This is a genomic window from Phytoactinopolyspora limicola (assembly GCF_011320225.1).
Classification (GTDB): Bacteria; Actinomycetota; Actinomycetes; order Jiangellales; family Jiangellaceae; genus Phytoactinopolyspora; species Phytoactinopolyspora limicola.
The window spans coordinates 1-21,516 of record NZ_JAAOEN010000002.1 but is presented as its reverse complement, the minus strand read 5'-3'; the positions used below and the strand labels follow the sequence as shown (position 1 = coordinate 21,516).

Annotated in this window: 17 protein-coding genes; 9 read left to right on the top strand and 8 right to left on the bottom strand. The window is 67.9% G+C overall.

Going from position 1 to position 21,516, the window contains the following annotated elements; genetic code table 11:
- Positions 1-38 precede the first annotated feature (38 nt).
- Both G8760_RS05750 and G8760_RS05745 read right to left on the bottom strand, forming a co-directional pair.
- A complete protein-coding gene (locus G8760_RS05750; RefSeq protein WP_166348266.1) occupies positions 39-1,811 on the bottom strand; it encodes an ABC transporter ATP-binding protein in 1,773 nt (590 codons plus the stop codon).
- Positions 1,808-3,622, bottom strand: coding sequence for an ABC transporter ATP-binding protein/permease (locus G8760_RS05745; RefSeq protein WP_166348263.1), 1,815 nt, complete (start codon positions 3,620-3,622; stop codon positions 1,808-1,810). The genes G8760_RS05750 and G8760_RS05745 overlap by 4 nt, the downstream gene beginning before the upstream one ends.
- Positions 3,623-3,741: 119 nt before the next feature.
- On the opposite strand from G8760_RS05745, the gene G8760_RS05740 reads away from it, so the two are divergent.
- From G8760_RS05740 to G8760_RS05720, 5 genes are all read left to right on the top strand, one after another.
- Positions 3,742-4,773 (top strand): ABC transporter substrate-binding protein, encoded by a 1,032-nt coding sequence (locus G8760_RS05740; RefSeq protein WP_166348260.1) that lies wholly within the window; start codon positions 3,742-3,744, stop codon positions 4,771-4,773.
- Positions 4,770-5,819: a FecCD family ABC transporter permease gene (locus G8760_RS05735; RefSeq protein ID WP_166348257.1), complete on the top strand. Its 1,050-nt coding sequence runs from the start codon at positions 4,770-4,772 to the stop codon at positions 5,817-5,819. Before G8760_RS05740 ends, G8760_RS05735 begins: the two co-directional genes overlap by 4 nt.
- On the top strand, positions 5,816-6,922 hold the full coding sequence (locus G8760_RS05730; protein ID WP_166348254.1) for a FecCD family ABC transporter permease: 1,107 nt from the start codon (positions 5,816-5,818) through the stop codon (positions 6,920-6,922). Before G8760_RS05735 ends, G8760_RS05730 begins: the two co-directional genes overlap by 4 nt.
- A 43-nt stretch (positions 6,923-6,965) precedes the next feature.
- Positions 6,966-7,766, top strand: a complete 801-nt coding sequence (locus tag G8760_RS05725) for an ABC transporter ATP-binding protein (protein WP_166348251.1) — start codon at positions 6,966-6,968, stop codon at positions 7,764-7,766.
- Between the two features lie 164 nt (positions 7,767-7,930).
- Entirely contained in the window at positions 7,931-8,896 is a 966-nt protein-coding gene (locus G8760_RS05720) for a type IV toxin-antitoxin system AbiEi family antitoxin domain-containing protein (RefSeq protein ID WP_343074376.1), read from the top strand.
- Between the two features lie 44 nt (positions 8,897-8,940).
- On the opposite strand, the gene G8760_RS05715 is transcribed toward G8760_RS05720, so the two are convergent.
- Entirely contained in the window at positions 8,941-9,648 is a 708-nt protein-coding gene (locus G8760_RS05715) for a hypothetical protein (protein WP_166348248.1), read from the bottom strand.
- 149 nt (positions 9,649-9,797) lie between these two features.
- Positions 9,798-10,562, bottom strand: a complete 765-nt coding sequence (locus G8760_RS05710; protein ID WP_166348245.1) for a histidine phosphatase family protein — start codon at positions 10,560-10,562, stop codon at positions 9,798-9,800.
- 177 nt (positions 10,563-10,739) lie between these two features.
- On the opposite strand from G8760_RS05710, the gene G8760_RS05705 reads away from it, so the two are divergent.
- Positions 10,740-12,410 (top strand): MDR family MFS transporter, encoded by a 1,671-nt coding sequence (locus G8760_RS05705; RefSeq protein WP_207782060.1) that lies wholly within the window; start codon positions 10,740-10,742, stop codon positions 12,408-12,410.
- A gap of 58 nt (positions 12,411-12,468) precedes the next feature.
- Here G8760_RS05705 and G8760_RS05700 read toward each other — a convergent pair whose 3' ends face one another.
- Genes G8760_RS05700 through G8760_RS05685 form a run of 4 tightly spaced genes read right to left on the bottom strand, consistent with a single transcriptional unit; the run spans position 12,469 to position 15,750 of the window.
- Positions 12,469-12,996: a hypothetical protein gene (locus G8760_RS05700; RefSeq protein WP_166348242.1), complete on the bottom strand. Its 528-nt coding sequence runs from the start codon at positions 12,994-12,996 to the stop codon at positions 12,469-12,471.
- On the bottom strand, positions 12,993-14,390 hold the full coding sequence (locus tag G8760_RS05695) for a DUF58 domain-containing protein (protein ID WP_166348239.1): 1,398 nt from the start codon (positions 14,388-14,390) through the stop codon (positions 12,993-12,995). Before G8760_RS05695 ends, G8760_RS05700 begins: the two co-directional genes overlap by 4 nt.
- Positions 14,387-14,914 carry a hypothetical protein gene (locus tag G8760_RS05690; RefSeq protein WP_166348236.1) on the bottom strand — a complete coding sequence of 176 codons (528 nt, stop codon included), beginning with the start codon at positions 14,912-14,914 and terminating at the stop codon, positions 14,387-14,389. The genes G8760_RS05695 and G8760_RS05690 overlap by 4 nt, the downstream gene beginning before the upstream one ends.
- Complete coding sequence (locus G8760_RS05685; RefSeq protein ID WP_166348233.1) at positions 14,911-15,750, bottom strand: DUF4129 domain-containing protein; 840 nt, start codon at positions 15,748-15,750, stop codon at positions 14,911-14,913. Before G8760_RS05685 ends, G8760_RS05690 begins: the two co-directional genes overlap by 4 nt.
- Before the next feature lie 412 nt (positions 15,751-16,162).
- Between G8760_RS05685 and G8760_RS05680 the strand changes: the two genes are divergently transcribed.
- From G8760_RS05680 to G8760_RS05670, 3 genes are all read left to right on the top strand, one after another.
- Positions 16,163-16,723 carry a vitamin K epoxide reductase family protein gene (locus tag G8760_RS05680; RefSeq protein WP_343074375.1) on the top strand — a complete coding sequence of 187 codons (561 nt, stop codon included), beginning with the start codon at positions 16,163-16,165 and terminating at the stop codon, positions 16,721-16,723.
- 327 nt (positions 16,724-17,050) lie between these two features.
- Positions 17,051-19,936, top strand: coding sequence for a leucine--tRNA ligase (leuS, locus tag G8760_RS05675; protein WP_166348227.1), 2,886 nt, complete (start codon positions 17,051-17,053; stop codon positions 19,934-19,936).
- Positions 19,937-19,950: 14 nt separating this feature from the next.
- Entirely contained in the window at positions 19,951-20,931 is a 981-nt protein-coding gene (locus tag G8760_RS05670) for a DegV family protein (RefSeq protein ID WP_166349906.1), read from the top strand.
- The last annotated feature ends 585 nt before the right edge of the window (positions 20,932-21,516 follow it).

Here is a 21,516-nt window from a genome sequence, read left to right as displayed (position 1 = left end):
GCTTTTGACTACCGGATCCGGTAGTCAAAAGCCAATGATCATGGGAGTGCGGCGAGTTGCGGTTCCACCAGTTCGCGGTATGTCGCGCACGTCTCCAGGAGCTCGTGGTGAGTGCCGTCGCCGACGACGCGGCCGTGGTCGAGGACGACGATCCGCTCCGCCCCGAGGAGGGTGGACAGTCGATGGGCGATGACGATGGTGGTCCGGCCAGTGCGGTCGGCCGCCAGCGCATCGCGGACGTCGCGTTCGCTGGAGACGTCGAGCTGGCTGACGGTCTCGTCGAGCACCAACGCGCGGGCACCGGCGAGGATCGCACGAGCGAGTGCTAAGCGCTGGCGTTCCCCGCCGGATAGCGCTGCGCCGCGTTCACCGACAACGGCGTCCAGTCCATCGGGCAGGGTCCGGACCAGCTCGGCGATCTGCGCGGTCTCCAAGGCATGCCATAAGGCGTCGTCATCCACGCCCTCGGGTTCGCTGACGGCCAGCAGGAGATTGGCCCGGATGGTGTCGTGGAACAGAAAGACGTCCTGTGGGACTAATCCCACCGCCGCGGCCATCGCCTGCGGGTGCAGAGCGCGAAGATCGGTGCCGCCGGCCTGAACCTCGCCGTCATCCGGGTCGGCGAACCTGGCCAGCAGGGCGGCGAAGGTGGACTTGCCCGCTCCTGACCGCCCGGCGACGGCGACGTTCTCGCCGGGCGCTATGCGAAGGTTCACGTCCTGCAGAGTCGGCGGACCATCCGCCGTTCCTGGCCAGGTGAAGCCCACCTGGTGCGCGGTCAGCCCGATAGTGCCGGTTCCGGGGATGGTCGCGGTGCCACTGCGGTCAACCGGGGTCGGAGCATAGAGCAGTGCGGCGATTCGCTGAGCGGCCTGATGGGTGGTTCCGGTGTGTCGGGTGACCCCGATTAGCTGGAGCAAGGCGGCCGGGGTGAATCCGGCGAGGGTCATCGCCGGCGCCAGGAGCGTGGCGTCGAGTGTGCCGTTGCCCACCCGCCACGCGCCAACAGCGCCCGCGACCAGTACACACAGGATGGCGACGACGCCCGCCACACTCGTCTCCAGTCCGGCTCGGCGCGCGTTGGCCACCTGGAGCCGGCCAAGCCGCTGGTCGAGTTCACGGATCCGCTCTTCGCGATCGGCGGTGATCCCGTATCCGACGATCTCGCGGACGGCCCCCGCGTTCTCGCTGACGTCGGCGGCGAGTTCGGCGAGGGTGTCCCGGATGGCCTGGCCGTGCCGCAATGCCCGGCGCCGCAGCATCAACGGTGCGATGCCGGCCAGCGCAAGGACGGGCACGACGGCGACCGCGACGACGGGGTCGACGATGCCGAGCCCGACGGCGAGAACCGGTGTGGTGATCGCGGCGGACGCCACGTAGATGGACGAGTGGGCGTAGAAGATCTCCAACGCCTCGGAATCGGCCAGCGTGGTGGTTGCCACGTCACCGGTGCGGCGGCGAGCCAGCCCGGCCGGGGCGATGCGGGCTAGGGAGGTGAAGATCCAGCCACGTACCCGGCTCATCATCTGGAAGCTGAGGTCATGGCTCAGCCATGCCTCTAGCCAGGTGGCCCCGGCGCGGACCGCCACACAGGCGGCTACCACCACTACCGGGGTGACGAGATCGTCGGCGCTGGCGCCGAGAATCGCCCTGGATACCGCCCAAGCGCCCACCGCCGCTCCGGCGGCACCGGCGGCGACGCTGACCAGGTTGAGCAGGACGCAGGTGGCGAAGATTGGCCAGGAACGTCCGAGGGCCGAGCGCAAGCCGGTGCGGCTGACCAGGGGGGTGCCAGGGGCCGGCGGGTTCATCGGGCGGCTCCATCGTGGTGGGTGGCATCCTGCAATGGGCGGGTGGCCCGTGCGGCGGTGCGCAGGGACTCTCGCTGGATGTCCAGCATCCGTGCCCAGGCCCCGCCGGTGCGGGCGAGTTCGGCGGGCGGGCCGGCCTCGACGACTCGGCCTCGGTCGAGGACAACCACGACGTCGGCGCTGGCGACGGTGGAGAGTCGGTGGGCGACCACGATGGTGGTGCGGGCGTCTGCGCCGGGCCCATGTAGCGCTTGAGTGACGAGTGCTTCGTTCTCGGCGTCGAGAGCCGAGGTCGCTTCGTCGAGGACGAGCACCGGTGCACGTGATGCGAGGGCACGGGCGAGTGCTACTCGTTGTCGCTGGCCGCCGGAGAGGGCGTTGCCTCGCTCGCCGACCGGTGTGTCGAGGCCGGCGGGGAGTGCGCTGGCCATCTCGTCCACCCGGGAGGCGCGGATGGCCTCGTGGAGTTCGGCGCGGGTGGCGGCCGGTGCCGCCAGCCGGACGTTGTCCCAGATGCTGCCGTTCAGTAAGACGACGTCCTGGGCCACTCTCGCGGTGACACCCCGTAGCTGGTTCAGCGGCACGTCGCGCAGATCATGACCGTCGATGGTGATGGACCCGGAGGCCGGGTCGATGTCGCGTAGCAGCAACTGGACCAGTGTCGATTTACCCGCGCCGGACGGCCCGACGACGGCGACCGTGCTTCCAGCCGGGATGTCCACGCTGACGTCGTGCAGCGCGTCGAGGGGGGCGTCGGGGTAGCGATAGCCGACGTGATGGACCTTCATCGCCGGGGGAGTGTTCAAGGTGGCGCGGCGTGCGTCGGGATGTTCGGCGACGTCTGGCGGCGTATCGAGGAGCTGGGTGATGCCACGCGCCGCCGAGAGACCGTAGAAGCCCTCATGCCAGTACGTCTGCAGGTCCTGCAAAGGTCGGAAGCACTCGGCGGCCAAGAACAGGACGAGTAACACGTCCGCCGGTTGGAGGTGCCCCTGGGCGGCATGGATCGCGGCCAGCACGGTGGCACCCGCGGTTCCCGCTCCCATGGCGGTGTTGGTGACGACGTAGACCCCGAGGGAGGCTCGGAGGTTTGCGGTGGTGGCGGCGCGCAGGTGTTCGGCCTGTTCAGCCAGCCGCCGACCGGCCCGCTGGGTGGCGCCGAGCGAGACCAGTGTGACGATGCCGGCGATGGTGTCGGCGATCCGGGCCGCGTAGGTTTCGTAGGCGTCCCAGTGATGGTTCGCCCGGCGGCCGAGGAGCCGCCGCCACACGCGCTGGGCCACGGGCACACTCAGTACGCCGGCCGCGACGAGCAGGGCGACGCCGATGTCTCGACTGGCGAGGATTCCGACGAGTGCGGTGGGGACGACGAGTGAGACGACCACTTGTGGCAGATAGAAGCCGACATAGGCCTGTAGGTGTTCGACGCCGTCCACCAGTGTCGCCTGGACGCTGCCGCCGCGCACCCGACGAGAATGGGTGGGCCCGAGGTGAAACAGGTGGCGGACCAGCTGGCGGCGGACCCGGTGTTTCACCTCGACGGCGGCCTGGACGGAGGCCTGTTCGCGCCACCACAGTAAGGCGGCTCGGGTGAGAGTCAGCGCCGCGGCGATAGCCAATGGGGGAAACGCGGCGCTGAGTTCTCCGGCGTTTCCGGAGCTGGCGGCGGCGAGGACCCGGGTGACAACTTCGGCGAGGGCGAACGCCGTGGCGACCGCTGCGGCCGAAGCGGCCAGGCCCAAGGCGACGACGCCTGCCAGGCGGCCACGTGCCGCGGCAACGAACCGGAACACGGTGCGGTCGATCAGCATATGTCTCTTTCTCGCTTGGTGACGATGCCGGGCGGCAACGCTCAGGCGGTAATGATAACGACTATCACGATACGATATGGTGTGCCTGCTTCCGTTCACACTCACCCATAGGAGTTCGTGTGCTCCACCGACCACGACCAGCTATCTCGGTCCTGGCCATCGCCGTCCTCTCGATCGCCATCACCGCATGTAGCTCGGATGACGACGGCAACCCCGGAGAATCGGGGAATGCCGGCCCGGACAGTTCGACCGACGTCGGTTCGGGTGACTCCGCCGCCGACGCTCCGGTCGAAGTCGAGGACTGGAGTGGCGTCACCGTGGCCCTGGACACACCCGCCGAGCGAGTGGTGTGCCTCGACGGCACGTGTATCGACGCGTTGACCGAACTCGAGCTGGAACCCGTCACGTCGTTGCAGATCGACCAGGTCCAGCATCCTTACTTCTTCGGTCCCGACGTCGCCACCACCGCACTCGACGGCACGTTCTTCGAGCCCAGCATCGAGGGAATCGTCGCCGCCGAGCCCGACCTGGTGATCGGTTCAGCCGCCGTGCACGGCGCATTGCGTGACGCGCTGGGCGATATCCCGTTCTTCGGCATCGCGCTCGAAACCGACGGTGACGCCGAAGACAACCTCCGCCGCATAGCCACCCTCACCGGCCGGCTCGATGCCGCCGAGACCGCCATCGAGCGGTACCAGGCCACGCTGGCCGCCTACGGACCAAGCACACGGGACACCGCGGTGTTGTCCATGTACGGCGGAGCTACCAGCGATATCGGCATCGATGCACTCGACTCCGCCATCGGCCGGCTGCTCGCCCAGTACACCGACTACCCTTGGCCGGCGGCCCAGGAGGGCGACAGCGGATTCCTCGAGATCGGTCTCGAAGACATCGTGGCCGTTGACCCTGAACAGATCTTCGTTCTCGACTTCGGTTTCGATCCGGGTGCCCCCGCCCTCGTCGAGCAGTTGGCCGACCAGCCCATCTGGAGCACGCTGCAGGCGGTCCGTGATGGCAACGTCCACGTCGTCGACAATGCATGGTGGGGCACCACCGCTGGCACTCGCGGCCAGCAGCTCTACCTCGACGTGGTGATGCCGGCCGTCTACCCCGACGAGTTCCCCGAACCCATCGGGCTCGCCGCACCTTGAGCCCGCCCGCACGAATAGCCACCAGCGGGCACCACGATCAAGCCCCGGCGGTCGGGCGACGGGTGGGCTGGCTCGGGTTCGCCTGCGCCGTCGTCGCCGTCGTGGGTGCCACCATCGGGTTGCTCGTCGGTAACCCTCGCCTTGACATCGCTGGGGTCGTCGATGCCTGGCAGGCGTCGGCGGACGATCCGTTGCACGTCGTCGTCACCCAACTACGAGCCCCCCGGATCGTCCTAGCCCTCCTGGCCGGCGCGAGTCTCGGCCTGGCCGGAGCACTCCTGCAGGATTCGCTGCGCAATCCGCTGGCCGCGCCGGAACTGCTCGGTGTCAGCGGCGGGTGCGCGCTGGTGGTGGCCTCGGTGGCGGTACTCGGACTACCCATCGGCCGGAACCTTCTGCCTGCGGCGGCCACGGTGGGTGGTCTCGTCATCGGGCTCGGGGTGATTGTTGTCGGGCGGCGCCGGTCCGACCCAGCGGTGCTGGTGCTCACCGGGTTGGCCTGCTCCACATTCCTCACCGGCTGCGTCATCGCCATCCTGACTCTGGGGGCGCCGAGCGACGTCGGGCTCTTCTACCAGTACCTGCTCGGCAGTCTGGCCAACCGGTCCTGGGACGACGTCACAAGTGTGCTGCCGTGGGCCGTCGTGTTTCTGCCCCTGGGCATCGCGCTCAGCCGCAGGCTCAACGTGCTTCGGCTAGGCGACGACGTCGCCGCGTCATTGGGGGTCAATGTCCTGGCTACCCGGCGGCTGGTGTTGGTGACCACGTGTGGGCTCACCGCCGCGGTGGTGGCCGTGACGGGGCCCATCGGCTTCGTCGCGCTTATCTCTCCACATATCGTGCGCAAAGCTACGCGTAGCGCCAACGCCTGGGTGGTGACGGCCGGCGCGGTGGTGGTGGGCGCCGTCCTGCTGCTTCTGGCCGATCAACTCGGTCGGGCACTCACCCATCCACGGGAAGTGGCCGCTGGTGTCTGGACCGTCCTGCTCGGCGCGCCGGTGTTGCTCATGCTGTTGCGGTCGCGGTGGCGTCGGGAGCCGACATGAGTATCACCCGGTCGAGCCCAGCTGCATCCACAGATCAGTACCGGTCGACGAGCGAGGCCGGGCGCGGGCCGTCTGACCTGCCTGCGGGGGCGCGCCGCTATGCGGCTGTGCTGGTCGCGGCCGGGGTCGTACTGGCGACGCTCGTGGTGGTCTCGCTGGGCGTCGGGCACGTCGCGCTTGCGCCGAACGAGGTGCTCGCGGCGTTGCGTGGTGAGCCGGTCGTCGAGTACCACGATCACATCGTGCGCGGGTTGCGGCTGCCCCGGGTGCTCATCGCCGCCGTCGCCGGTTGCATGCTCGGGCTGGCCGGAGGGTTGTTGCAGGCTGCCACCCGCAACGACCTTGCCGAGCCGTCGCTGCTCGGCGTGACCGGTGGGGCCGTGCTGGCCATCGTCTTGACATTGACCCTCACCGGCCGCGACACCTTGCCCGGGTTGTGGAGCGGTGCGATCGCACTCGTGGGGGCTTTCGCGGCAGGTGGACTCGTCTATGCCCTCAGCTGGTCTCGGCAGGTCGGACCGGTGCGCCTGGTCCTGGACGGTGTGCTGGTCTCGGCCGTGCTGTCCAGCCTGGTCTCCGTCCTGCTCTTGCTCGACGGTTCGCTCTTCTCGGCTGTTCTGCGCTGGGTGGTGGGTTCACTCAACGGCCGGGTGTGGACCGACTGGGCGTTGCTGTGGCCGTGGGCGTTGATAGCGGTGCCGGCCGGCCTGCTGGCCGCGCGGTACGCCAGTGCCCTCTGGCTCGGTAACGACGTCGCCGCGGCCATCGGACTGCGAGTCGGCCGGGCGCGGCTAGCCGTGCTGGTCACCGCCACCGTATTGACCGCCGGCGCGGTGGCCGCGGTGGGTGCGATCGGATTCGTCGGATTGCTCTCCGCACACATCGCTCGGCTCGTCGTTGGGTCACATCCCCGGCGGGTGCTACCGCTGGCCTGCATCGCCGGCGCGATGCTGCTGGTCAGTGCCGACCTGGTGGCGGAGCTGTTCACCACGTTGTGGCCGGACGGCGGAGTGCGGAACCGCCCGTCATTGCCAGCGGGCGCGGTCACGGCCGCTCTGGGCGGCCCGGTGCTGGTGGTGCTGCTGGCCCGGCGGCGGGACTGAACCGATGCGCGGCATTCGAGAAGACCGGAAAGAAGGGCTGACGATGACCACCGATCTGCTGGCCGCCCTCGAACTGCGGGTGAGTTATGGCTCGCGGACCGTGCTCGACGGGTTGGCGGCCGGTGTACAACCGGGTGAGGCCTTGGCGCTGGTCGGAGCCAACGGGTCGGGGAAGTCCACCCTGCTGCGTGCGCTGGCGCGGCTGCTCCCCGCCGACGCCGGGACGGTTCTGCTCGATGGCGCCGATATCGCCCGGTTGCCCACGGCTGAGGTGGCCCGACGGCTCGCCGTGCTGCCTCAAGGGCCGGTACCACCTAGCGGGGTGACGGTCCGCGAACTCGTCGAACACGGCCGTTTCCCACATCGCAGCGCGTTGGCCCGACCCACGGCGGCGGACCGCGACGCCGTGCGGGACGCGCTGGCGATGACGGGGCTGACCGACTACGCCGATCGTTACGTCGACCGGCTCTCCGGTGGTGAGCGTCAGCGTGCGTGGATCGCCCTCACCATCGCCCAGGAGACGCCGATCCTGCTGCTCGACGAGCCAACCACGTTCCTGGATATGGGGCATCAGCTCGAGGTCCTCGACCTGGTGGCGCGGCTACGCCAAGAACGGCGGCTGACGGTCATAGTGGTCTTGCACGATCTCAACCAGGCTGCCCGATACTGCGATCGGATCGTCGCCCTCTCCGGCGGGCAGGTGGTGGCCGACGGGCCGCCGGCCCAGGTGGTCACCGAGGAGTTCCTGGTCGAGTATTTCGGTGTGCGGGCCACCGTCAGCACCGACCCGGTGACCGGTGCGGTGGTGTGCCTGCCATACGCCGCCGTCCCCCCGTCCCCATGATCATTGGCTTTTGACTACCGGATCCGGTAGTCAAAAGCCAATGATCACGGGGACGGGGTGGTGGTTGTCCACATTTTGCGTCTGACTACTTTCGTACGCGGATGACAACCGTCATTGTCGTCGGTATGACGGTAAGACCAGGTGGAGGGCTTTATTTCAGGACGATTGACCCAGTCGTCGAATCACCAGTCGACGGGATCGATGAGCTTCTGGCGGGGCAGCGCGGCGTCATAGAACGCCGGCAGGCAATGGACCTGGGGTTGAGTACTCGCCAGATCGACCGCCTGGTGACGTCGGGACGATGGCGTCGCGTTCACCGGGGTGTCTATGCGACGTTCACCGGACCGCTGTCCGACGAAGCCACCCTGTGGGCCGCTATCCTGCGTGCCGGTCGCGGCGCCGTAGCCAGTCACCAGACCGCGGCGTTCCTCGATGGCGTCTGCGACGATCCCGACGATGTGATTCACGTGACCGTCCCAGCGGGCAGGCACATCCGCGGCCGCATCGACGGAGTTCGGGTGCATTATGCACACCGGCTGGCGCGGACCCGGCACCCGACCAGGATCCCGCCACGGACCCGCGTCGAGGAGACCGTACTGGACTTGGTCGACGTCGCACTGCTGCCGCGTGAGGTCGAAACGTGGGTTATGCGCGCTTGTCAGCGGCGGCGCACGACGGCCGAACGCCTAGCGGCGGCCCTGGGCCTACGCGCGAAGATCCGGTGGCGACCCATGCTGGAGAGCATGCTCGCCGATGTCGACCAAGGGGCCGAGTCGCCGCTTGAGCTTCGGCATCTGCGCAGGGTTGAACGGGCCCACGGTCTGCCGGCCGGTCGTCGTCAGCAGCGGGTCGCGGGGCGGCGCGTCATTTGGGTCGACGTCGACCATGACGAGTACATGTTGCGGATTGAGCTCGACGGCCGCCTGGGTCATGTCGAGGATGGGCAATTCCGGGATCGACGACGCGACAACGTCGCCACGGTGGATGGTGTAGCGACGCTGAGGTACGGCCATGCCGACGTCTTCGGCGATCCGTGTGGCGTCGCCGCGGAACAGGCGAGGGTGCTGGCCGCCAGAGGATGGCGTGGGCGACCACGGGCCTGCGGCTCCGACTGCCCCGCGTTCCCATGATCATTGGCTTTTGACTACCGGATCCGGTGGTCAAAAGCCAATGATCATGGGGAAGTGCCGGTGAGGTGACAGGCTTCCTCCCACCGGGTCGGATCCGGGCTGCGCGGGCTGATCGGCTGTCCGGCCAGCCAGGTGTGGCAGTCGTCGACCGTCCGTTCCAACAGTGCGTGTAGCCGCGTATCGGCGTCGTCGACACAGGCCTGGCCGATGCCGATGACCGAGCAGCGCACGGCCGTGGGACCGGCATGGCGGCGGAAGCCGCGCATCGTGGTGGACGTGCCGCGCGAGAAAGACCGGGCCCACTCCGCGGCGTCGGGTGCCTGGGCAAGCGCGACCCGGGTGATGTCGGTGTGATCGTCCGGATCGCGGTGGTCGAGTTCGGCGAGCACCCGCTCGGCGGCGATGGCTGCCACCGCGAGTACCCTCTGCCGTTCGGCCGCCACTACCGGCAGGCCGGCTACGGCGGCTCGGCGCACGATGAGCGCGTCGAGGTGTGGATCATCGTCGTTCAGGCCCACGACCAGCGGTATCAGAGTGGCCAGCCGAGGTCGGTATCCGTCGGAGATGGTGTCGTTGACCACCCGCGCCATCGCAGCGAGCAGTGGATGTGTGCAGCGCGGGTGGTCGCTCCACCGCTCACCGGCCAGATAGGAGGCGAACTCCATGAAACAGGCACCCTTGCGTGGCCGACGGTGTTTGCCGCGGGACAGGACGGGAAGCATGGTCGGCGTGTCGAGATCAAGGCCGGGCATCTCCAGCACCCCCACGTGGTTGGCGGGTCCGCTCGCCTTCTAGTTTTGCTCGGTTGGTCCCCAAATGCCAGTGTGTTTATCGTCGTGAGAAACCCGAATCGGCTGGGTCCACCGGCCGTCACAAGGGGTGTCGAGCGCGAGTACTAGTGTCACGGCGAGTCGGTGAGCCAGCGCGGCATGTCGGTTGACGTGCTGGCTCCAGTTCCGGGTCCCGTATACACCTGATACGAGCTGTTGTACTCGCTGAGGTGGGTCGACGTGATGTCGTCGTCGGGATCGACCAGGAGCGTGAGGACGGTGACCGAGCAGTTGGCGGGAGGGGCGAGTAGGCGGTGCCCGCCCGGCGGTAGACCCAGCGCCTCGGCCACGGCGACCCGGACCGGCCCGCCATGGGTGAAGACGAGGGCGGTCTTGGTGCCTCGATCTGGTGTGCCTCGGACGGTACGCCGGGCGATGTCATGTAGTGCTTCGGTCACCCGGGAGCGCATAGCGACGAACGTCTCGCCAGTGCGGCCACGGGGGATGTCCGCACCGTGGCGGATGGCGGCGAGTTCGTCAGAGAACTGTTCGGCGACGTCGTCCATCAACAGTCCGCTCCACTCGCCGGCGTCGATCTCCCGTAGCCGTTTGTCCAGTTCGGCTGGGTGACTGGCGTGCGCGAGGTAGGGCTCGGCGGTGCGTAGTACCCGCTCGAGATCGCTACTGACCACGAAGGCCGGATCGGGGTAGGTGGTGATCAGGTGCTGGGCGACGGCCCTGGCTTGGGCTTGTCCTCGAGCGGTCAGTCCGGTGCCGAGTTGACCTTGAACCCGGCGTTCGGCGTTCCACTCGGATTCGCCGTGCCGGATGAGGACCAACTGTGCCCGGCGCCAGGTAGTCTCCGCCGGCTCGTCGCCGCCCCATCGTCCACTCACGTCAGCCAGCATGCCATGACCGCGATTCGACCTTCCTCCCCACCCACCCCCGCCCCTCGTCCCCATGATCATTGGCTTTTGACCACCGGATCCGGTGGTCAAAAGCCAATGATCATGGGGACGAGAGGCACGGGAAAATAGTTGCGTGATACATCCATCTAGGTGTTAACTGGTCTAGTGCATCAACCGAAGCCTGATACCAATGGCTTCCTTTCGCACAGGCAGATCCTGATCGTCCTCGCCGGATTGATGGCCGGCATGTTCCTGGCGGCGTTGGACCAGAGCATCGTCAGCGTGGCGTTGCCACGGATCGTCAGTGAGCTAGGCGGCCTCAACCACCTGTCCTGGGTGGTTACCGCCTACCTGCTGACCACCACGGCGTCGACGCCGCTGTGGGGAAAGATCTCCGACCTGTACGGCCGACGGCCGACCTTCCAAGCCGCCATCGTGATCTTCCTGGTCGGGTCGACGGTGGCCGCACTGGCCGGCAGCATGGCCATGCTGATCGCCGGGCGGGCCATTCAGGGCTTGGGCGGGGGAGGACTGATCGCGCTGGCCCTAGCCATTGTCGGCGACGTGATCCCGCCTCGGGAGCGCGGCCGATACCAAGGCTATTTCGGCCTGGTCTGGGGGTCGGCCAGCGTCGCCGGCCCGTTGCTCGGCGGATGGTTCACCGACGGTCCGGGCTGGCGCTGGATCTTCTGGATCAACCTGCCCGTAGGGATAGCCGCGCTCGCCGTGACCTCATTGGCTCTGCGGATGCCGAGGGTCCGTCGTGAGCACACCATCGACTACCTTGGTGCCGCGCTGGTCGTCGCCGCGGTCAGCTCGATTCTGCTCTACACCGCCTGGGCCGGGGGAGAGTACGGCTGGGGTGATCCGTTCTCGCTCACGCTGCTCGGCTCCGGGGTAGTTCTCGCCGCGGTCTTCGTGCTCTGGGAGTCGCGGGCCAAGGAACCGATCATCCCGTTGAGGCTGTTCCGTAGCCGCATCTTCAGCCCGGCCGTGGTTTTTACGGTCATTATGGGGGTGGCGATGTTCGGGGGCCTGATTTACCTGCCGATCTACCTGCAGGTAGTGCAGGGGATGTCGCCAACACAGTCCGGGCTTGCCCTGCTCCCGGCCATGGCCGGTATCTTTCTCAGCTCGATCGGTTCGGGCCAGCTCATGACCCGCACCGGCCGGTACAAGGTGTTCCCTATCGTCGGTGCATGCATCACCGCGGTCGCTATGCTGCTGCTGTCGACCCTGGGCACGCAGACGCCCTACTGGCAGGTGGGGACGTACGTTTTCGTCTTCGGGTTCGGGCTCGGGTTCACCATGCAGATCGTCGTGACGATGGTGCAGAACGCGGTGGAGCGCCGCGACATGGGTGTCGGTACGTCGAGTATCACGTTCTTCCGCTCGCTCGGAGGTGCGCTGGGCACCGCGATCTTCGGCGCGGTGCTCAACGCCAGGCTGGGCAGTTCCCTACGCGATGCCCCCGCGATCGCCGCTCCAGACGGGTTCGACGAGGCCAGCGTGGCCAACAACGTCGAGGCCATCCGCGCGTTGCCGGCGCACGCACGAGAGGTGGTGACCGACGCATGGGTGGACGCCCTCGGAGGGGTGTTCCTTACCGCGCTGCCGTTCCTGGCGGTGGCCCTCGTCGCGGCGGTCATGATTCCGGAGATCCCGCTCGGCACCCGGGAATCCGTCGCGGGCGCCGATGCACCGGACCAGGTCGATGCACCGGACCAGGTCGATGCACCGGACCAGGTCGATGCACCGGACCAGGTCGATGCACCGGACCAGGTCGATGCACCGGACCAGCGAGACACCACCGCCGGCCGATCGTCGCCATCCTGACGACGGCCGGGCGACCGCACCACGGACTGAGCCAACGGCCTGACCGTCGAGTCTGCTTTCAAGGTACGACGAGGAGCGCGAGCACGACGAGCGCCTGGCTGGCGGCCTGCACGACGGCGAACCGGCGCAGCGACGGACGCAGGGCGGCGAACTCCACCTTGGTGTCCATGGGGACGACGGCGGCGAGAGCCGCGCTCAGATGAACAGCGTGCACCCCTAACACCGCCCCGGCAGCCCAGGCCGACAGGCCAGGATCGTTGACCAACACGACGAACGCGGCCAGCGCGATCAGGGCGGTCGCCGCATGTGAGCCGGGCCTGAGCACCGTCCACACACCCGCCAGAGCCAGCGCTACCAGCAGGGCCGAACTCGGCGCGCTCCAGGCCGCGACCACGCCGATAGTCGCCGCGCTCGCCGCCCCGACGGTGGCGCGTAGTACCCAGGCCGCCACGGTCGATCCGACCCGCCCACTGTCCCGACCGGGATCGGCGGCCGGCTCCGAGCCGGATGTCGTCTCCGAGCCGGACCCAGCGGACGGGTCGGCCGGTGTGGTCGCGTGACGACGTTCATCTGGGAGGCCGGTCATCGGTGCCGGCTCCGTCGCGGCGCCCGGGCCAGCCGGGCGAGGTGGAGCGCAAGCCGCGCTGGGTCGGCCGGGGTGACCGTCACGCCATGTCCGGTCAGGGTGCTCAGCCGTTCGGTGCGTTCGGCCTGGACCACGCTCAGCGCCGCGGCCAACGCGTGGTCCCTGGTCGTGAGGAACAATGGGCCCGGGAGGACGTCGACGGCCAGGACCGGGTGGCCGGCCCGCCGCCAGCCGGCGGCCAGCCGCACCACCTCGTCGTCGAGGAAGACTGAGGTCACGACGATGATGGAGCCGGGCGGGAACGCGGGAATGCCCTGGGCGAGTCGGGCGAGATCGCCGGAGGTCGGGCGGCGGGTGTGTTGTGCCAAGTGGTTGCGCAGCCGGATCAAATGCCGTTGACCGCTGGCCGGGCGGACCATGCCGGTCGGCGCGGAAAGGTCGATCAGGCCTACCCGGTCTCCGTGCGCGAGGTACGCTCCGGCGACGGATGAGACGGTATCGACGGCGATATCCACACTGGTCCGCTCACTTGGACCGGTGTCGGTCCGCCCTTCGTCTTCGGTGTTGACGGCTGTTGTGGCCGACCAATCGTCGACCCGGGCTGGCAGGTCGTACCGGTTGTCCATACAGCACATGACATCCGCGTCGGCGTCGACGAGGGTACGACGGGCGAAGAGCCGCTCGTCGGCTCCGGCCTGACGCGAGGTGACCCGCCAGTCGATGCGGCGGAGCCTGTCGCCGGGCACGAACGGCGCGATCTCGTGCAGTTCGGTGCCTTCACCTGGCCGCCTCGTGCGGTGTGCTCCGACCATTCCGGCGGGCCGGGGCGGCAGCGGGCCCGAGGGCAGCCGCGCGGCGACCGCTGGTAGCACTTTCGCCTCGAACGGGTCTCCTTGGAAAGGTCCGGCCACCCAGAACGCGTCGTCGGTGGTGATCAAATGGTGCGGGCGGCTGAGCACATGGGTGCCCCAGGTGGTGGCCTCCATCCGGGTCACGACCTGGCGGGGTTCTTGGCCGGGCGACGGCGCGTGGATCGCTACCCGCTGGCCGTCCCCGCCCTGGACGTCCGGTGGCAGCAGCACCGTGACGATCTGCCCGTCCGACGGCGCCATACTCGTCGCCAGTTGAACCTGGCTCCCGGCGTCGACGCGTTCCGGGCCGAGGACGCGGACGTCGGGAGGCGGGCCGAGGCCGGCGGCCCCCGTCCAGGCCCGGGCCAGCCCAGTGTGGCGTCCGTGCGCAAGCGCCACCGCCAGGGCGAGTGGAGCGCCCAACAACACGAGTTCGACCCGGCCGACGACGAGTGCGACGGAGGCCAGGACCACCGGAAGCGCGATCGCCCGGCTGTACGCCGGCGTGGGGTACCAGAGTCGCCGCCTGGCCAGCCAACTCATCGTGCTCCTCCAGGTGGTACGGCGATCTCGTCGTGCGCCGGTGTGTCGACGCCCGCGCCAGCCGTGAGCCCGGCGTCGAGGCGGTCGAGCGCGGCCACGATACGTTCCACTGTCGCCGGATCCGGGACGAAGGCGGCGCCGTCCAAGGCAGCGTGGACATCGGCGCCGAGCAAGCCCACCACACGCGGGTCGGACCACGAAACTCCGAGGCGTTGCAGCTTTCGGATCGCCAGCGTCCGTAGCCGGTGCTGCACCGCGGTGTCCGGCAGCCGCGCGCCGCGGGAGCTGGGGGACATCCGGCTGGCGAGGCGGGACACTTGATGGGAGCCGCCACCACGGGCCGGTTGTGCGGCCCGCGGCCATGCCATGTGGGCTCCTTCGGGCCAGTGCCGCGGTGCCCAGATGAGGAGCCCCGCGACGACCAAACCGATGACGACGGCTCGCCCGACATGTACGCCTAGGACGACCATGATTGAACCGGCGGCTATCCCGCCCGCCGGTCCGAGGATGTACCACCGCTTCATGGCGTGGCTCCGGTGCCTGGTCGGCTCGGGGCGTCCGGCCCGCTCGGCGCGGTCGGGGCGTCCTGCCCAGCCTCGAGATCCGGCGACGGTGCGTGCAACGTTCGCATGATCGTTTCGAGAGCGGCTCGGGCGGTGTCGACGTCGGCCGGTGTGACGTCGGGCCGCGTGGAGAATCGAGCACGGTGGTAGAGGTCGCGCAGTCGGGCCGTAGCGATTTCGTCGGCGTGGTGATGGCGGAGGAGCCCAGCGGTGAACTCGCTGGGAGTCTGTGCGGGCCGGCGTGGGGCGCCGGACTCCTCGGCAGCCGCCTCGAGATGCTGCCAGGCGTCGATGATGGCATCGCTGCCGCTGCCCCGGCGCGCGTCGAGGGTGGTGCTTGCGGTCTCGACGGCGGCCCGCAGATGGTGCGACTGGTCGAGGGAATCGTCGATATGTCCGCCGACGACGGAGCTGCCGCGGCGGCCGAACCTACCCCGGGGTAGCCGGCGCAGGAGCACGATGGCGACCGCCACGATCACGATGATGAGTGTGGCCAACGCCGCCTCCCACGGGATGGTGATGCTGGGCAGGGAACCGTCGGTGTCGTCGGGATCGATCGGTATCAAACGATCCGTGGGAGCTGGCGCGGGAGTCGTGATCCGGCTGGGCTCGGCTGCCCCGGAGCCGACTTGCCAGTCCGGTGGGTCGAGCTCGATCCGGCCTAGCCCCGCGATGCTGATGACGAGCAGGGCTGCTGTGGCGAACACGGCCAGGGCGGGAAGAAGAGCACCGATCCGGCGGTCGAACCGGCGGCCGGTGTGGGGGTTGTCCTTGCGGTCATACCCAGGGTTTCCCACAACTGACGATACTGGCACATCACCGACCCCGGTGGGTGGTCGGGCAGTGCATCCGCGCAGGCGCAGGTCGCCATGCCGAGTCCCGCGCGGGCGCGCGTCGTCGTGCCGGTTCGGGCCACCACACGTCGTCGTGCCGGCCGAATATCTTTGGTGACGATCCGCGGGCACTTTCACGACGATGCAGTACGTTAGTGGAGCGGGAGAATTCCGTGTCAGGTGATCAGGTGGAGCGATGACCACACAACTACCAGCCGAGAGCAAGCCTCGCGGCAGCGCGCCGGTGAGCCCGGAGCCGTCGGCAGCCGCCGAGGCCGGGCTCGAAACCGACCCTGCGGCCGAAGCCGATGTATTGGCCGACGACGAGTTCGGCGGGCCAGCCGCGGGGGCAGAACGACCCGCCTCCAGCCTCGTCATGGGCTGGCTGCTCCTGGTCGGCGGCCTCGTCGGGCTGGTTGGCTCGGCCACGTTGGCGATCGAGCGGGTGCTACTGGCCGGCGACCCCGACTACACCCCATCCTGCAGCTTCAATCCGCTGCTGAGCTGCGGCCAGGTGATGGAGAGCTGGCAGGCATCGCTGTTCGGCTTCCCCAACCCGTTTATCGGCGTTGGTGCCTTCCCCGTGGTCATGACTATCGGCGTCTTGCTCATCGCCGGTCTCACCCTGCCGCGGTGGATGTGGGTGAGCTTCTGGGGTGGCACAGTGCTGGGGGCGGCGTTCGTTACCTGGCTGTTCACCCAGAGCGTCTATGTCATCGGGGCGCTGTGCCCCTACTGCATGGTGGTCTGGCTCGCCATGATTCCCATGTTCGTGTACACCACGGGCTACGTGCTCTCCCGTGGGTATGTGCCAGCTCCGGCGGGGCTGCGGCGGGCCGTCGTCGGTAACCGTGGGCTCATCACCGTCGTGTGGCTGCTGACCATCTTGATCTTCATCATCGTCGAGTTCTGGGACCGCTGGGACCTCGTCTTCTAAGCACCACTTTTCCACTTGTCAAGCCGGACAACTTCGCTGCCAGGTCTGATGTGGTCGATTGGCCTGACACGTCGGTGAGCGGCGGGTCGTTGTCAGGTTAGGTGAGCGCAACTCGGCAGCTCACCGAGTTGTCCGGCCTGACAACTCTGACACTTGGGGAATGGTGCGCTAACCTAGATGTGTGCGAGGTCTGTTGCTCCTTATCAGGCCGCGCTGACATCAAAAGGACGCTTCCAGGCGTCGTGTCGGCGCGGCAAGCCCCTCCTGCGTGAGGGGCTTTTTGACGTCTGGGCCCGAGCACACCACTTGACAAAGGAAGCTATGTCGATGAGTCAGACAGGCCACAGCACGGTTGATCAATCCGACGACGTCCCGTACCGGTACACCAGCGAGATGGCAGCCGAGATCGAGCAGCGCTGGCAAGACCACTGGGAAGCCGAAGGCACGTTCCACACCCCTAATCCCGTGGGCGAGCTGGCTGATTCCAGCGGCGAGGCCGGAGCCAGGAAGAAGTACTTCCTGATGGATATGTTCCCGTACCCCTCCGGGGCAGGACTGCACGTCGGCCATCCACTCGGATATATCGCCACCGACGCCACCGGCAGGTTCCGCCGAATGTGCGGTGACAACGTCCTGCACGCGCTGGCCTACGACGCCTTCGGCCTGCCCGCCGAGCAATACGCGGTCCAGACGGGACAACACCCACGTAAGACCACCGAAGAGAACATCTCGAATATGAAGCGTCAGCTGCGTCGGCTGGGCCTGGCGCACGACCCGCGGCGGACGTTCGCCACGATCGACCCGGAATACGTCCGGTGGACGCAGTGGATCTTCCTGCGGATCTTCGATTCCTGGTACGACCCCGAGGCCGACGGTGGACGCGGCCGGGCCCGCCCTATCACCGAGTTGGTAACGCGGTTCGAGTCCAGCGAACGCGCCACACCTGACGGCCGGCCATGGGCCGCGCTGGACGCGGTGGAGCGGCGGCGGATCATCGATGACCACCGCCTGGCCTACGTATCCGAATCGCCGGTCAACTGGTGTCCCGGGCTGGGGACGGTGCTGGCCAACGAAGAAGTCACCGCCGAGGGCCGCAGCGAGCGGGGCAACTTCCCGGTGTTCAAGCGGCGGCTGCGGCAATGGATGATGCGCATCACCGCCTACGCCGACCGCCTGGTCGACGATCTGGACCGTATCGACTGGCCGGAGAAGGTCAAGGCGATGCAGCGCAACTGGATCGGACGCTCGGAAGGGGCGGCGATCCGGTTCGCCACCGACGTCGGTGAGCTGGAGGTCTTCACAACCCGGCCGGACACCCTGTTCGGCGCCACCTTCATGGTGCTGGCCCCGGAACATCCACTGGTCGAAGCACTGACAACCGAGGCGTGGCCGGAGGGAACCAGAGACGCCTGGACCGCCGGGCACACGAGCCCAACCGAGGCTGTGGCGCAGTACCGTGCCACCGCCGCGGCCAAGACCGACATCGAACGGCAGACCGAAGGCCGGGACAAGACTGGTGTGTTCACCGGTTCATTCGCCACCAACCCAGCCACGGGTGCGCGGATCCCGGTATTCATCGCCGACTACGTGCTGATGGGGTACGGCACCGGGGCCATCATGGCGGTGCCTGGTCAGGACGAACGTGACTGGGAATTCGCGGAGCGGTTCGACTTGCCGATCGTTCGGACGGTGCAGCCTCCGGCCGACTTCGACGGCAAGGCGTACGTCGGCGCTGGTCCGGCGATCAACTCGGCCAACGACGACATCTCGCTGGACGGCATGGACGTCGAGCCAGCGAAGCACGCCATGATCTCGTGGCTGGAAGAACAAGGCTCGGGTTCTGGAACTGTCACTTACCGGCTGCGTGACTGGCTGTTCAGCCGGCAGCGCTATTGGGGTGAGCCGTTCCCCATCGTGTACGACGAGCACGACCTGCCGATCGCTATCCCGGCCCGGCTGCTGCCGGTGGAGCTGCCCGACGTCCCCGATTATTCGCCCAAAACATACGAGCCGGACGCCGCGGACACGGAACCGGAGCCTCCGTTGGCACGGGTCCCGGAGTGGGTCGAGGTGGAGCTGGACCTTGGCGACGGTCCGAAGCGTTATCGGCGAGACACCAACACGATGCCCAACTGGGCTGGTTCTTGCTGGTACCACCTGCGCTATCTGGATCCGTTCAATGACCAGCAGGTGGTCGACCCCGAACTAGAGCGGTACTGGATGGGACCGCAGCCTGACCGGCAGCCGAACGACCCCGGCGGAGTGGACCTGTACGTCGGGGGAGTGGAGCACGCCGTCCTGCACCTGCTGTACGCCCGGTTCTGGCACAAGGTCCTCTACGATCTGGACTACGTCTCCAGCGAAGAGCCCTACTACCGGCTGTTCAACCAGGGGTACATCCAGGCCTACGCATACACCGATTCCCGAGGTCAGTACGTGCCGGCCGAGGAGGTCGAGGAGAGCGTCGACGGTGCGGAGACGACGTACACCTACAACAACCAGCCGGTCCGCCGTGAGTACGGCAAGATGGGCAAGAGCCTCAAGAACGTCGTCACGCCGGACGACATGTATGCCGCGTACGGCGCCGACACGTTCCGCGTCTACGAGATGTCGATGGGGCCGCTGGACGTGTCCCGGCCGTGGGAGACGCGGGCAGTGGTCGGCTCGCTGCGGTTCCTGCAACGGCTGTGGCGCAACGTGGTGGACGAGCACACCGGAGAGGTCGTCGTCGACGACGACGACGCGGACATCACCACCAAGCGGGTGCTGCACCGGACCATCGACGCCGTGCGCACCGACATGAACGGACTGCGGTTCAACACCGCCATCTCCCGGCTGATCGAGCTGAACAACCATCTGACCAAGCTGGATCGGGTGCCCCGGGAGGCCGCCGAGGCCCTGGTGACGATGGTGGCGCCGGTCGCTCCGCACATCGCCGAAGAGCTGTGGTCTCGGCTAGGGCACGGCGGGTCAGTGGCACACGTGACCTTCCCGGAGCCAGATCCGGCACTGTTGGTCGACGAGACCGTGACATGTGTGGTCCAGGTGGGTGGCAAGGTCCGCGACCGGTTGGAGGTTCCGCCGTCGGCAAGCGACGCTGAACTGGAAGAGCTCGCGCTGGCCTCCGCAGCGGTACAGCGGGCACTGGATGGCCGGGCCGTGCGTAAAGTCATCGTCCGGGCGCCGAAGCTGGTCAACATCGTCCCCGCTTGAGACGGGCGGCCGGAATGGACGCGGTGGACCGGGACGGCAACCGTGGCGGAGCGGCGCGTTCCCGCGTGGCGGTGGTCACCGACTCCACCGCCTACCTGAGCGCGTCCGCCACCGCTGCCGCTGGGGTCGAGATCGTGCCGCTGCACGTCGTCGTGGACGGAGTCTCACACGTCGAGGGTGTCGAGATCGGTCCCCACGAGGTCGCAGCTGCGCTGCGTGGGCACCAACAGGTCAGCACCTCGCGGCCAAGCCCCCAGGAGTTCCTGGACACCTACCGGCGGTTGGCCGGCGACGGCGTGGCCAGCATCGTGTCGATACATCTGTCGTCGACACTGTCCGGCACCGTCGACGCCGCTCGCCTCGCCGCCGCCGAGGCGCCCGTGCCGGTCGAGGTGGTCGACTCCCGTTCGCTCTGTATGGGCCTCGGATTCGCCGTCCTAGCAGCGGCGGAGGTAGCGACCGGTGGCGGAGACAGCGCCGACGTTGCGGCTGCGGCGGTAGCCCGGTCAGCGTCGTCGTCGGCGTTCTTCTACGTCGATACTCTGGAGTACCTGCGCCGCGGGGGACGGATCGGCGCTGCGTCGGCGATGTTTGGACATGCCTTGGCGATCAAGCCGCTGCTGTACGTCGACGCCGGTGAGATCAAACCCTTGGAGAAGGTGCGCACCGGCGCGCGCGCCTTAGCCCGGTTGGAAGAGCTAGCCATGGCACGGGCCGCGGAGTTGACCGGCGGCGCCCCCGGGCCGGTAATGGGTGCCGGCGTGGCCAGTGAGGATGTGCCTGGCGCGAAGGTGCCTGCCGTGGACGCCGCCGGGGTCGACGTCGCGGTTCACCACCTCGACAATGCCGTCCGCGCGGATGAGTTGGCCGAGCGGCTGTCGATGCGGTTGCAGGGGTTGGGTGAACTCGTCGTCTCCGAGGTGGGGGCCGTCATCGGCGCACACGTCGGCCCCGGGCTGCTCGCCGTCGTCCTCACCCCCACTTTGCGCACCTGATCTCCGTTTTGTCATCTGATCTTCTGTGTGGCGACGATCAGGTGCGTGAGCGGCAGAGTATTGCTGGTCGACGTAGGGCGGTGACGTCTGATGCCATCTCATGATGTGAAACGAATACGATCAGATGTAGCCGGCGAGGCATAACGCGAGATCGCGCATCTGATCGTTGCTCGTGCGCAGCGTGGGCGGACGGTCCGGAAGGTGCGGGCAGCGGCCCAGCCTCAGCGGCATCCCGGCCTCGGTGAGTGAGTGTTTTGAAGCGTCGCGCGCGGAAGATCAGGTGCACATCTGCGTCGTGTGTGGCCACCCGAGCATCTGATCGTCGTTCAACCGCATTGTGAGACGTGATCGGATGCTCCGCGCGGGCGTTCGTTTGCGCTTGGCACACCTGATCGCCCCAGGGAAAACGATCAGGCGACGTTTGGGACGACCTGGGGTGCGCATCGTGTGCAGCGCTAGCCTATTTCGACCCATCAGAGGTTGGCTGCCGGGCACATCACCTGTTCGGATGCATGAACCGGGGCTTGGCCGTGGGGTGGTGCATCTGATCCACGGGGTATTCGTGTCGACACGGTGGTAGCAGGC

Bases quoted from the DNA above. Each gene is read 5' to 3' on its own strand.
- leuS (WP_166348227.1), top strand. From the start codon at position 17,051: ATGAGTCAGACAGGCCACAGCACGGTTGATCAATCCGACGACGTCCCG.
- G8760_RS05700 (WP_166348242.1), bottom strand. From the start codon at position 12,996: ATGACCGGCCTCCCAGATGAACGTCGTCACGCGACCACACCGGCCGAC.
- G8760_RS05730 (WP_166348254.1), top strand. From the start codon at position 5,816: ATGAGTATCACCCGGTCGAGCCCAGCTGCATCCACAGATCAGTACCGG.
- G8760_RS05695 (WP_166348239.1), bottom strand. From the start codon at position 14,390: ATGAGTTGGCTGGCCAGGCGGCGACTCTGGTACCCCACGCCGGCGTAC.
- G8760_RS05715 (WP_166348248.1), bottom strand. From the start codon at position 9,648: ATGCCCGGCCTTGATCTCGACACGCCGACCATGCTTCCCGTCCTGTCC.
- G8760_RS05690 (WP_166348236.1), bottom strand. From the start codon at position 14,914: ATGAAGCGGTGGTACATCCTCGGACCGGCGGGCGGGATAGCCGCCGGT.
- G8760_RS05745 (WP_166348263.1), bottom strand. From the start codon at position 3,622: ATGCTGATCGACCGCACCGTGTTCCGGTTCGTTGCCGCGGCACGTGGC.
- G8760_RS05680 (WP_343074375.1), top strand. From the start codon at position 16,163: ATGGGCTGGCTGCTCCTGGTCGGCGGCCTCGTCGGGCTGGTTGGCTCG.
- G8760_RS05725 (WP_166348251.1), top strand. From the start codon at position 6,966: ATGACCACCGATCTGCTGGCCGCCCTCGAACTGCGGGTGAGTTATGGC.
- G8760_RS05750 (WP_166348266.1), bottom strand. From the start codon at position 1,811: ATGAACCCGCCGGCCCCTGGCACCCCCCTGGTCAGCCGCACCGGCTTG.
- G8760_RS05670 (WP_166349906.1), top strand. From the start codon at position 19,951: ATGGACGCGGTGGACCGGGACGGCAACCGTGGCGGAGCGGCGCGTTCC.